We start from the raw sequence: 12,107 nt of genomic DNA, 5'->3' as shown, positions 1-12,107 counted from the left end.
AGGCTGGTCAGGCGGGCCCCGGTCGATCTTGAGCGAAGCCCTTGGTTGATGATTCATCTTGCGACAGAAAGAATCTCGACCAAGGGCTTCAGTGAATAGTGTGCACGATGCCGGTGCTGCCGGTGCTTCCAGGGAGCTGTCGGCGTTCCGGCGGGAGTTGTATCACTGTGTGACCGCCCGTGCTGATGCTGTGTTCGAGTTGATCGACGCGGTGTTGTGCGCCGACGGCCCGGTGCGGTCGCTGCCGGAGTTGTCGCTGGTTGCGGGGCATCGCCGCGGGCACGGCAGTGTGTATGCGGCGCTCGGGCGCGGCCGGATCGATGTGGAGCGGTTGCGGCGGGCGCTGGCGGCGGTGCCGCTGCCCCGGGCCGCGGACGGTCGGCTGGTGCTGGCGGTGGACATCACCTGCTGGCTGCGGCCCGAAGCCCACACCAGTGCGCAGCGGATCCTGTGTCACACCTACGGCCGGGCCCGCAACACTCACCAGATGATCCCGGGCTGGCCGTTCTCGGTGGTGTGCGCGCTGGAAACCGGCCGTAGTTCCTGGACCGCACCGCTGGACGCGGTCCGGCTCGCGCCCGGCGACGACGCCGCCGAGGTCACCGCAGCCCAGCTACGGTCGGTGATCGGCAATCTGATCGCCGCTGGTCAGTGGCGCTGCGGCGATCCCGACATCTGGATCGTCGCCGACGCCGGCTATGACGGACCTCGCCTGGCGTTTCTGCTGTCGGATCTGCCCGTGAGGGTGCTGGCCCGGATGCGCTCGGACCGCGTCCTGCGCCGTGCGGCACCACCCTGGCTGCCCGGCACCAAGGGCCGCCCGCCCCGCCACGGCGGCGAGTTCGTGTTCGGCGACCCCGCGACCTGGGGTGAACCAGCGACCGAAACACGCACCGAGACCAGGCTCTACGGATCCGCGCATGCCCGGTCGTGGGACCGGCTGCATCCCCGGCTGACCCACCGCTCGTCCTGGATCGCCGCCGCCGGAAAACTCCCCGTCATCGAGGGCACCGTGATCCGCCTCGACGTCGCACGGTTGCCCAGCGGCGCGACACCGAAACCGGTCTGGTTGTGGCATTCGGGCACCGACCTCGACACCGTCACCGTCGATCTGCTCTGGCAAGCGTTCCTGCGCCGGTTCGATATCGAGCACACCTTCCGGATGCTCAAGCAAACACTGGGCTGGACCACCCCCAAACCCCGCGACCCTGCCAGCGCGGACCGCTGGACCTGGATGCTGCTGACCGCCTACACCCAACTGCGCCTGGCCTGCGGACTCGCACGCGATCATCGGCGACCATGGGAGAAACCCGTTGCCGCACAACAACTCACACCCGCACGCATCCGCCGGGTATTTCGGCACCTCCGCCAGAACATCGCCTGCCCAGCCAGCGCACCGAAACCCTCACGTCCCGGCCCCGGCCGACCCGCCGGCCGCCGCAACCAGCAACCCGCACCCCGCCACGACGTCCACCTCAAGACCACCAGCAACCCCCACCCACCAACACCAGCAGGGCCACGACCACGCCGAACAGGTTAAAACTCAAGCTAGGTTATGTCTCCTAATGATTCCCGCTGCGCCCAGTCAGCTCGGTGGAGTTCGTACTCGACCTCACCATGTTCGGTGCCGGGAAGTGGATCATCGAAGTGCTGATGAAATGTCCGGACGTAGGTGAGGCCGGACTTTTCCATGACACGGCGAGACGCGATGTTGACCGCCATGGTCTGGGCCCATACTCGCCCGACACCGAGTTCGGCGAACCCCTTGTGAATCAACGCCCGCGCCGCCTCGGTGGCATAGCCGCGGCCCCAGACCGACGCCGCGAGCCGGTAGCCGAGTTCCACCTCGGCGACGCTGCCGTCCTGCGGAGGCTGCAGGGACAGCCAGCCCACGAACGCTCCGGAGGATTGCTCGATGACGGCGAAACGTCCCGCCGAACTCACCTGGTAGTCGCGCAGGATCTGAGGCAGCACCTGGTAATAGATCTCGTCTCGCGGTGTGGGTTCGCCGGTCAGGAACCGCATAACAGCGGGATCGCTGTCCAGCCGGACCAGGTTGTCGACGTCGGCGTCGGTGAACCGACGCAGCACCAGGCGGTCGGTCTTCAGGAAAACATCCACCAGCAAGCACCTCCCACCACGACAGTCGGCTGTCATCCTGTCCGGTATCCGCCACGCCGTCCAACGCTTTTCGGCACCCGGTCATCAGGCGAGCCGCCGTGTGGATTCCACTATCAACCGTGGTCTCGGCGGTTGGTGATCGGTATAAGGTGCTGAAGGATGAGCAGTGGGAGTTGCTGGAGCTGCTGCTCCCGAAATCACAAGGCCGCGTGGGACGTCACTTCGCCAACAACCGCAGGGTGGTCGAAGCCATGTTGTATCGGTTGCGGACCGGGATCCCGTGGCGGGACCTGCCGCAGGTGTTCGGGCCGTGGCAGACGGTCTGGAAGCGGCACCGCCATTATGCCGGTGACGGCACCTGGGATCGGGTGCTGACTGCGTTGCTGACCCTGGCTGATGCCACCGGCAATCGGATTGGGTGACCTCGATCGACTCCTCGATCATGCGGGTGCACCAGCACGGCGCGAACCTACAGGGGGCCGGTCGAATTACAAGAATCTGTGCGACGAACCGGCCGACCATGCGATCGGCCGTTCCCGCGGCGGGCTCACCACCAAAGCACATCTGGTAACCGACGGCAACGGGCACGGTCTGGCCGTGCTCGTGACGCCCGGTCAGGCCACCGACAGCCCGATGTTGCCGGAGGTGCTCGACAGTGTTGTGGTGCCTCGCTCGGCGGCGGGGCGCCACGCACGACCCCTGACGAGTCGATCGGTGACAAGGCGTACTCGTCGAGGGCGAACCGGAAGCTTCTGCGGCGCAGGCGAAACAAAGTCGTGATTCCGGAGCGGGCCGATCAGATCGCCAACCGTAAACGCAAAGGCGGCGCAGGCGGCAGGGCACCGAGTCTCGACGCCAACACCTCGACCTACCCCACACCCTGTCGGCCTCGCCCACGGGATGTCCTGCGCCACAGGCGATGTAGACATCACCGGGGCAAACACCACCGCCGCCTTACCTGACGACCTATTCTTCCGGACAAGAATCGGCGAAGCCGACCATAAGCGGCCGTCGCCAACTGCCCGTCGCAGCCGACCGCCTCGGTCAACCCCTCACCCCACGTCCGGCAGGTGGCAGATCTGGATGAGATCGCGCCCACGCGTCCGCGACACCAACAGCCCACGCCCAGGCGGATACTGCGCCGGCCGAACATCCCCGAGCAAGACGCCCTCATCTTTCGGCGTGCTCATCAGAATCCCGTCCACCGACATATCCTTCATCGGCCCCAACACCGGATCGTAGAGGGCGCGCGCCGCGCCACCCGAGCGGCGGGCGATGATGACGTGCAGCCCGATGTCGCGCGCCTGCGGCAGGAGATCCAGCAGTGGGAGCAGCGGGTTGTTGGAGGCGACCATGTCGTAGTCGTCGACGATCACATACACCTCTGGGCCGGTCCACCAGCTGCGCTCACGCAGTTCGGTGGGCGTGATGTCCGCACCGGGCAGGCGCTGGGACACGAACCCGGCGACCTCCTTGAGCGTGGGCACGGAGGTCTGGGCGGAGGTGGAGTAGCCGGCGAGGTGCGGTCCGTCGATCGCGCCGAGCATGGTGCGGCGATAGTCGACCAGGATGACCCGCGCCTCGTTGGGGTGCGAGTTTTCCACGAGGCCCTGCGCGATATTGCGCAGAAGAGTCGTCTTTCCACAGCCCACATCGGCGAAGACCAGCAGGTGCGGCGATTCCTCGAAGTCGAGCACGACCGGTGCCAGCTCGGACTCGCTGAGCCCGATCAGCACCCGTTTGTTGTCCAGGCGCATGTCCATCTCGCGGGCGGTGGCCAGCACCTGGTCGCGGTCGAGTTCGCCGGGCAGCATCCGCACGCCCGGTGCGCGCTGCTCGCCGTAGAAGTCGGTGAGTTCGGCCTTGGCGGCGGCGATGCCGTCGGAGAGTGTATCGGGCCGCACGTCGGTGTCGAGGCGGGGGAGCGCGATGAGCATGTGCAGCTTGTCGCCGGTCATGCCGCGGCCGGGGCGGTTGATCGGAACGTTCACGGCCGCACGGCGATCCATCTCCGAGTCCGACGGGTCGCCGAGGCGCAGCTCGATCCTGGTGCCGATCTGATCCTTCACATTGGGCCGGATCTCGGCCCACCGGTTGGCGCCGAGCATGAGGTGGATGCCGTAGGAGAGTCCGCGCGCCGCCAGCGCGAGCACCTGGCCCTCGATCAGGTCGAACTCCTCGCGGAAGGCGGCCCAGCCGTCGATCACCAGGAAAACGTCGCCGAAGTTGTCGGCGGAGAGCGGACTGGCGGCCCGCTGTTCGGCGGGCAGCTGCGCCAATTCCGCCTTCTGCCTGCGGAATTCGCGCATGTTCTCCACGCTGAGTTCCAGGAAGCGCGCCTCGCGCCTGCGCAGCAGCACGCTGAGTTCGGCGACGGTGCGCCGGACCCGGTCGCCCTCGAGGCGTCCGGCCGCCGATCCGACGTGCGGCAGCCCGGTCAGCGCGGCCAGCGTGCCGCCGCCGAAGTCGAGGCAGTAGAACTGCACCTGTTCCGGGGTGTGGGTGGCGGCGGCCGCGAGGATGATGGTGCGCAGCGTGGTCGACTTGCCGGACTGGGGACCACCGACCACCGCGACGTTGCCCTGGGCGCCGGCCAGATCGATGGCCAGCACGTCCCGTTTCTGTTCGTAGGGCTTGTCGACGATGCCGATGGGCAGCCACAGGTTGCCGTTCTGGTTGGCCTCGGAACGCCAATCCTGCTCGGGGAGAAGCATATCCACGGTGGGGGAGATGTCGAGCGGCGGCAGCCACACCTGGTGAGCGGGCCTGCCGTGCCCGGTCAGCCGGTCGACCACGACCTGGAGCAGCGATCGCTCGGGCCCGGCGGGCGGCGCCTCGCCGAGGAGTTCGCTGAGATCGGGCAGCTCCACCGGGATGGGTTGCTGCTCTTCCGTACTCGGCTCGACGACCTCGACGGCGGCCGCGGTGAACAGGTCGACCGCCCCGGCCGCGGCCGCCGCCGGACCGATCGCCCGCCCCGCGACCGGCGGCACGTACGTCCCCGACACGTAGGTCGTGTTGAACCGCAACGGATCCGACGAATCACTCTTCAAATACCCGGCACCGGGCTGGGCGGGCAGGTGATAGGCGTCGGTGATGCCGAGCACCTGCCGGGACTCGCCCGCCGAGAACGTGCGCAGCCCGATCCGGTACGACAGATGCGAGTCGAGGCCGCGCAGCCGGTTCTCCTCCAACCGCTGTGAGGCCAGCAGCAGATGCACCCGCAGCGAGCGGCCGAGCCGGCCGATCATCACGAACAGCTCGGCGAAATCCGGTTTCTGCGAGAGCAATTCGGAGAACTCGTCGACGATGATGAACAGCGCGGGCAGCGGGTCGAGCGGCGCGCCGTTGGCGCGGGCCTTCTCGTACTCGGTGACGTTGGCGAAGTTGCCCGCCGCCCGCAGCAGTTCCTGTCTGCGGGTCAGCTCGCCGGCCAGCGCGTCGCGCATGCGGTCGACCATCGAGAGTTCTTCCTCGAGGTTGGTGATCACCGCGGACACGTGGGGCAGCGGGTCGAGCCCGAGAAACGTTGCACCGCCTTTGAAGTCGACCAGCACCAGGTTCAGGAGATCAGGGGAGTGGGTGGTCACCATCGACAGCACCAGCGTGCGCAAGAACTCGGACTTGCCCGAACCTGTTGCGCCGATGCACAACCCGTGCGGGCCCATGCCGTTCTCGGCGGACTCTTTGATGTCGATCTCGACCCGGGTGCCGTCGGGGGTGACGCCGATCGGCACCCGCAGCCGCTCGCGGGCCGACCGCGGCCGCCACACCGCGTCCGCATCGATGGTCGCGGCATCGGCGACGCCGAGCATCGCCATGAGCCCAGGATCGGTGCTCACCTCCGCGCCGAGGTCGACGACCTGCGCGCTGGTGGCGATCCGATAGCGAGCCATGCCGCGCGCGAAAGTGGCGGCGACATCGAGGCTTACGCGATCGGGACCGGCGAAGTTCTCCACGGACCCGCCGGTGCGCGCGCCGATCACCGTCTCCTCGACCACCAGCTGAAGTCCGCGCCGGACCGCGAGGCCGGTCTGCGGCGCGGTCAGGTCGAGCACGGTCACCGAGTCGAGCCCGGCGTCGCTGATGGTGCGTTCGGAACCGCTGACGTAACCGTCGTCGATCACCACGACCAGGTGCAGTCTGCCCGCCGTAGTCGGCGCGTTGCGCAGGAACCGGCCGCGTTCGAGAAGATCCTCCGACAGCGAGGTCTCCAGTTCCGACAACGACTCGTACAGCATGCGCGCGGTCCCGATCCGATCGGTGTCGCGTGGATGTTGCAGGTGCGGAAGCCATTTGGTCCAGCTCCACGCCTCGGCGTCGGGATCGGCGGTGACGATCGCGAAGATCATGGTGTCCGGACCGTGAAAAGTGGCCAGCTCCATGAGCATCGACCGGACCAGCGCCCGGCCGTGCTCGCGCGGACCCTCCACGTTCACCGCGGGGAACGCGCGCAACGAGATGGCGGTCGGCAGGCCGTGCACCACCGAGTGCGTGCGGACGAATCGCCGCAGCGCCACCGTCGCCACCGGCTCCAGGTCCTCCAGCGGAACGGTTTCCGGCCGCACGAGTTTGGTGGCGAGGCGATGACTGCCGACGCCGATCCGGATGTGGCCGAAGTCGGGATCGGAGGGCCTGCGCTCCCACATCCGCCGGGTGCCGATCAGCGCGTGCAGGTCGATCGGGTGCGGGTGGCTCCAGAACAGGGCCTCGCGCTGATCCGTGCCGGTGGTGCGGACGTCGCGGCGCAACTGGTCGAGGTAGCGGAAGTAGTCCTTGCGTTCCTCGTTGAGCTCGGCGGCCTTCTTGCCGCTCCCGCCCGTCCGGCTGGCGAACATGGACATGAGCATCATCATCGGGAACATCATGGTGAGCGGGTTGCTGAACATGGACTTGCCGCCCATGGTGAACATCAGCCCCATCATGCCCACCATGGCGACGACCATCACCACCGGCAGCAACCGCTGCCACAGCGGCGCCGGGATCGGCGCGGTGATCTCCGGCGGTGCGTTCAGAATGACCTCGCCGCCCGGCGAGCGCGGGGGCGCGATTCTGGCCAGCCGGATGAAACCCTTTGTGCCCACAGGCAATTCCTTCGGTTAGTCGTCGCCCGGCAGGACGAGGGGCCTGCGCTGTTCGCGCCGGAACGGAATGGACAGGGTGAGCACCAGCGCCAGCAGCGCCAAACAGCTCACCGCGCCCGCGAGGCCGATGCGCCGCGGCCACGGGCTCACGAACGCGGGCGGCGTCGGGCCGGCGATCGAAACGCCCTGCGCCGGATCGCGATCCGAGGCGGGCGGCACCACCGCGGTGAGCGCGGCGACCGGATCGATGAGGCCCGCGCCGGTGCGGACGTCGTGGCCGCTGCCCGGCGCGTGGGCGGTGCGGACGATGCGGTCCATCACCTGCTGGGCGGAGAGGTCTGGAAAGCGGGCGCGCACCAGGGCCGCCAAACCCGAGACGTACGCGCTCGCGAAGCTGGTGCCGCTCACCGGCGCGACCTGACCGTCGGCCTGCGGCGTGCCGTTGACCAATCCGGTGCCGCCCGGCGTGCTGTCCAGCGATATCAGATTGCTGCCCGGCGCGGCGACGGAAACCCAAGGGCCGTAAAGGGTGAAGGGCGAGGGCGACCCGTCGGGCTCCACCGACGCCACCGACAGGACATAGGGCGAGAACCACGCCGGTGTCGCGATCGTCCGCACCGCATCCCAACCGGCGGTTCCGTTCTGGTCCTTGCACGCACCCTGCTGCTGCAGATTGCCCGCCGCCGCGACCACGACGACGTTGTGCTCGAAGGCATATCGCAGTGCGGCGCCGAGCCGCCCGTCCACCGCGTCGGCGCCCGCGGGCCGGCACGACACCGCGGACATATTGATGACCGTCGCGCCGCTGTCGACCGCGTGCACCACCGCGTTGGCGAGGCTGTCGACGGTGCCGTAGCCGCCCGCCGACATCCCGCCGGGATCGTCGGAGCGATAGCTGTTCTTGGCCTGATAGGCCAGGCTGGTCTGGCGAATGCTGAGGATCGCGGCCGCGGGCGCGACGCCGGAGAATCCGTCGCCGCCGTCGGGCCGTGCGGCGATGATGCCCGCCACCAGGGTGCCGTGCCCGTCGCAGTCGGCGGTGCCGTCCGAATCGGAGACGTAGTCCCCGCCGGGCCGCACCGACAGCCGCGGGTGCGGGGCGACGCCGGTGTCGATCACCGCGACGGTCTGGCCCTCGCCCCTGCTGAACTGCCAGGCGTGCTCGAGCCCGAGCAGCTTCTGCACGGCGGGCACTCCCACCGGCGCGGGCCCGGTCCAGGTCGGTTGCGAGCACAGCAGCCGTTGCTCCGATGGAACAGGCGGCGCCACTGGGGCATTCGTGACCAGCGAGCCCGGGTCGACCACCGGCGGTGGAATTCCGAGCGCTGAGCCGACGGGTGCGACGGCCAGCACCAGCGCAAGGGCGGCGACGAAAACACTGCGGGCTTCACGCATTACGGGCAATGGCGTAGATGTCGAGTATCCAGAAGACGAGCGGGCCGATGACGCAGATCAGGGCGTACTCGAAGATCTCGCCCGCGCGCTGCACGACCGGCGACACCTCCATATTCGGCCCCGCCACCCCGATCAGCATGGCGAGCCCCGCGACGAGCAGCAGCCCACCCGCGGCGGGCAGGGTGAGCTCCGGTGTCCGCACCCCCCACAGCACGACCGGAACGATCAGGGCCGCACAGCCACCGGCTACCAGCACCGCCGCCTGCGTCAGGTCAGCGAAAGCCCTTCCGCGCCTGGCGAGTACGACGCCGACCGCGGCGGCGAGCGCCGCGCACTGCCAGCGGTGCTCGGTGGCCGAGGCGACGGTCACGACGGTCGCGAGCACGGTGACCGCGACGATGCCGAAGATCATTCCGGATTGAAAGTCGTTGGCCTGCCTCGACCTTTCGCCCAGTCCGGCCGCCGACGGAATCGCGGTCGCGCCGATCGCGCCGATGCCCTCGATGGTCGGGCGCGGTTCGTGGTCGCGAGGGTCGATGGCGCCGCCCGCGGTCGGCACCGGCGGCACCGGCAGCCGCGCCGACGCCACCGCGATACGGGGAGCGAGGGTGATGCCGAGCAGCGCGAAGACGATGGTGCCCGCCGCGACCTGCAGGGGCGCGATGTCCCAAAGCGTCACCGTGCCCGCGGCGGCGGTGCCGAATGTCGCGACCGTGAGGACGCCGGTGAACATGGTCGAACGCACCGGGATCGCCCGCATCGCGATCACCGTGAGCAGCAGGACGGCGGCGCAGCCGAGCAGCAGGTGCGGCGCGCCGGGGCGGCCGGGCACGAAAGCCGCTGCGCCGCTTCCCATCAAGAGCAGGCCGCACAGCGCGAGAACGGTAGCGGGCGCGGTCGCCGAGTACTTCTTGGCGACCAGCGCGGCACCGATCAGGATCACCAGGCCGAGTCCGAGGCCCGCCGACCCGGCCACGATGCCCCACCCGCGGGCCGCCGCGAACAGCAGCAGAAAACACGTGCCGACCACCGCCGTGATCGCGCCGACCATCCCGGCCCGCCCCGCCGCCTCACCCGACCAGCCGCGGAAGGAGTCGTCGGTCAACCGGGCGACGGCGTCGATCACGTCGTCGAACAGCGGCGGCGACTCGACCGAATCCACCGCGCGCAGCACGAGCAGGTCGCCGTCGAACACCTCGGCCTCGGTCAGCGTGCGTTCCGGGTCGATCGCGGTCCGGCCGGGCATGGCCAGGGTCCAGTGCTGGGCGGCGAGCGGTCCGTTGTCCTCGTGCTCGGACAGGTCGGGATTGCGAGAAGCGATGAGCACCACCACATCCGGGATGAAATTCGCGATCGGGATGGTGGCGGGCAGCACCACGTCCACCTGGGTGTTGCCGCCGATCACCGAGACACGGCACAGTTGCGGCTCGATCGCCGTGGACTCCATCACGTTCGGGAAATTAACAACGGAGCCGGCTCGTCGCATCGTCCGAACAGTGAGTTTGCCTAGTCGTAACCCGGGGCGGGCGGCGACGTGCGGTTCTGCGGCATAGGCGAATTCGCGCGGTTAATCGCCGGTGAATGCGGCGTGCGCGGGAACCCGCGCGGAGTGACGCGCCAGCGTATTGCGGCTAGGTTCCGCCGCATGTCAGCGATTCGTCAAGCGCAACAGGTCTTCGATGCGGGTGTGCTGTCGTTGGGCTTGATGGTCGACGGCCAGCAGGCCACCAAGAACCTCGAATACGCCAAGGTGGCCTTCCGCCGCGCCACCGAGCTCGACCCCGACATGTGCGACGCGTGGCTGGGCCGCCTCGCCGCGGGCGACGAGTCCAACGAGGTGTTCCGGCACCTGCACCGCACCTCGACCACCTCGCTGATGCGTGAACAACGCAGACTCGGCTTGCCGCCGCGCCAGCTGGCCGGTCGCTGCCAGATCGGCCAGTACATCGACTATCCGGTCGCCGGCCTCACCGAGATCTGGATCGCGCAGGCCATGCGCCTGCTCGAGGACAGGCAGTTCGACGAGGCCCAGCAGGTGCTCGACGAGCTGGACGAGCGCCGCAAGAAACTCGCCGACGATCCCGACCGCGTCCTCGACGACCGAGTCTGCGCCTACGCCCGCGGCGTGCTGTACTTCACCGCCCAGCTGTGGCCCGACGTGATGGCGGTACTGGCCGGGTCGGCGGAGTGGCAGGACCAGTACATGGCCGTCGGCGCGCACGTGATGGTCGGCACCGCGTGCGCGCATCTCGGCCTGTTCGGCGAGGCGACCCGCCGCCTCGAGCTCGCCGAGCGCGGCCCGATCCCGGCCGCCCGCACCGCGGCCATGTACTGCCGCGGACTCGCGCTGCGCGAGCAGGGACACGAGGACGAGGCACGGTCGCTGTTCGAGACCGTGTACAGCCAGGTGCCCGGTTTCGCCTCGAACGCGCGCGCCATGCAGGATCCGACGTTCCGCATCGTGGTCACCACCCGCGAGCAGATCGAATCCCGCACCGACCGTTGGGATCCCGCGTCCGCGCCGTCCCTGGACGAGGCCGCCGAGCGGGAGCACCAGGACCGGGCCGAGGCTATCCTGGCCGCCGCCCGCGCGGAACTCGACGCGCAGATCGGCTTGGCGGCGGTGAAGGTTCAGGTCGCCAAGCTGCAGTCCTCGGCGACCATGGCCAAGATTCGCGCGGAGAAGGGGCTCACCAGCATGCCGCGCGGGCAGCACCTGGCCTTCACCGGGCCGCCCGGCACCGGCAAGACCACCATCGCCCGCGTGGTCGCCAAGATCTACTGCGGTCTCGGGCTGCTCAAGACCGACAAGGTCGTGGAGGCCAAGCGCTCGGACTTCGTCGGCCAGCACCTGGGTTCCACCGCGATCAAGACCAATGCGCTGATCGACTCCGCCATGGACGGTGTGCTGTTCGTGGACGAGGCGTACACGCTGATCCAGACCGGGCTGTCCGGTGGTGACGCGTTCGGCCGCGAGGCGGTGGACACGTTGCTCGCGCGCATGGAGAACGACCGCGACCGGCTGGTGGTGATCATCGCCGGATACGACGGCGAGATCGATCGCTTCCTCGCCAGCAACGACGGTCTCGCCTCCCGCTTCGCCAAACGCGTGAAGTTCGACTCGTACTCGCCCGACGAACTCCGCGACATCGGCAAATTCATTGCCCGCAAGCGTGATTCGTCGCTGTCGGACGATGCGGTCGAGATTCTGCGGGAAGCGTGCGCGGAGCTGTACGCGACCGAACGCACCGATCAGAGCGGACTGCCGCGTCGCGGCGTCGACCTCGCGGGCAACGGGCGGTTCATCCGCAATGTCATCGAGAGTGCCGAGGAGGAACGGGAATACCGTCTCGCGATGGATGAGGATCTCGATCCCCGGTCGTTGGATGAGGACACGTTGATGCGTATCGAGGGTGAGGACATGCGCAAGGCTTTGGAGATCGTCCGCGCCGCACTCAACTGATCTCGTTGCCGTGCTGACTGACGGCACCCATCGAAACGCGCGGT

At 68.6% G+C, this 12,107-nt stretch carries 7 protein-coding genes; 3 read left to right on the top strand and 4 right to left on the bottom strand.

Annotated elements, in window-relative coordinates; genetic code table 11:
- Nucleotides 1-91 precede the first annotated feature (91 nt).
- On the top strand, nucleotides 92-1,540 hold the full coding sequence (locus tag ON39_RS05160; protein ID WP_040731583.1) for an NF041680 family putative transposase: 1,449 nt from the start codon (nucleotides 92-94) through the stop codon (nucleotides 1,538-1,540).
- An 8-nt stretch (nucleotides 1,541-1,548) separates the two neighbouring features.
- Here the strand turns inward: ON39_RS05160 and ON39_RS05155 are convergent, their stop codons facing one another.
- A complete protein-coding gene (locus ON39_RS05155; RefSeq protein ID WP_040731581.1) occupies nucleotides 1,549-2,121 on the bottom strand; it encodes a GNAT family N-acetyltransferase in 573 nt (190 codons plus the stop codon).
- 119 nt (nucleotides 2,122-2,240) lie between these two features.
- On the opposite strand from ON39_RS05155, the gene ON39_RS49610 reads away from it, so the two are divergent.
- Entirely contained in the window at nucleotides 2,241-2,543 is a 303-nt protein-coding gene (locus ON39_RS49610; RefSeq protein ID WP_169335859.1) for a transposase, read from the top strand.
- Between the two features lie 630 nt (nucleotides 2,544-3,173).
- On the opposite strand, the gene ON39_RS05145 is transcribed toward ON39_RS49610, so the two are convergent.
- The 3 genes from ON39_RS05145 to eccD are packed head-to-tail and all read right to left on the bottom strand — an operon-like array spanning nucleotide 3,174 to nucleotide 10,047.
- Nucleotides 3,174-7,205 (bottom strand): type VII secretion protein EccC, encoded by a 4,032-nt coding sequence (locus tag ON39_RS05145; protein WP_040731578.1) that lies wholly within the window; start codon nucleotides 7,203-7,205, stop codon nucleotides 3,174-3,176.
- 15 nt (nucleotides 7,206-7,220) lie between these two features.
- Nucleotides 7,221-8,600, bottom strand: a complete 1,380-nt coding sequence (gene mycP / locus ON39_RS05140) for a type VII secretion-associated serine protease mycosin (protein WP_040731575.1) — start codon at nucleotides 8,598-8,600, stop codon at nucleotides 7,221-7,223.
- Nucleotides 8,593-10,047: a type VII secretion integral membrane protein EccD gene (gene eccD / locus ON39_RS05135; RefSeq protein WP_040731572.1), complete on the bottom strand. Its 1,455-nt coding sequence runs from the start codon at nucleotides 10,045-10,047 to the stop codon at nucleotides 8,593-8,595. The genes mycP and eccD overlap by 8 nt, the downstream gene beginning before the upstream one ends.
- 198 nt (nucleotides 10,048-10,245) lie before the next feature.
- Here eccD and eccA point away from each other — a divergent pair, with 198 nt between their 5' ends.
- Nucleotides 10,246-12,063, top strand: coding sequence for a type VII secretion AAA-ATPase EccA (gene eccA / locus ON39_RS05130; RefSeq protein WP_040731570.1), 1,818 nt, complete (start codon nucleotides 10,246-10,248; stop codon nucleotides 12,061-12,063).
- The last annotated feature ends 44 nt before the right edge of the window (nucleotides 12,064-12,107 follow it).

It is taken from the genome of Nocardia tenerifensis NBRC 101015 (genome assembly GCF_000308715.1).
GTDB lineage: Bacteria > Actinomycetota > Actinomycetes > Mycobacteriales > Mycobacteriaceae > Nocardia > Nocardia tenerifensis.
The sequence above is the reverse complement of the archived record's forward strand: the minus strand, read 5'-3'. Positions and strand labels throughout refer to the sequence as shown.